Below are 395 nucleotides of genomic sequence, written 5' to 3'. Positions count from 1 at the left end.
ACCTTCTCGTCCCGCGAGGGACAGCCCGTGCAGCACATTCATCCGGCGCCCGAGTCCTGGCCCCTGGCCATCGAGGACCTGAGCGCGCTGGAGCCCTCCGCGCGTGAGGCCACCGCCGCGCGTCGCATCAGCGAAGAGGCCCACCGGCCCTTCGATCTGGAACACGGCCCGCTGCTGCGCACCGCGCTGCTGAAGCTCGGGGAGCAGGAGCACGTCCTCCTGCTGTGCATGCACCACATCATCGCGGACGGCTGGTCCGTGGACGTGCTGGTGCGCGAGGTCGCCGAGGTCCACTCGGCGCTCCTGGAGAACCGGAGCGCGGCGCTTCCGGAGCTGCCGGTGCAGTACGCCGACTACGCGGCGTGGCAGCGGCGCGTGCTGAAGGACAGCACGGT

General features: G+C 71.1%; 1 protein-coding gene. It reads left to right on the top strand.

Going from position 1 to position 395, the window contains the following annotated elements:
* Window positions 1-27 precede the first annotated feature (27 nt).
* Window positions 28-395: condensation domain-containing protein (locus HUA76_RS44850; RefSeq protein WP_371823628.1), on the top strand; the 368-nt coding region annotated here is incomplete at its 3' end.

Source organism: Myxococcus sp. CA056 (assembly GCF_013336715.1).
Classification (GTDB): Bacteria; Myxococcota; Myxococcia; order Myxococcales; family Myxococcaceae; genus Myxococcus; species Myxococcus llanfairpwllgwyngyllgogerychwyrndrobwllllantysiliogogogochensis.
Note: the sequence above shows the minus strand (reverse complement) of the source record. Positions and strands in the feature narration are given on the sequence as shown.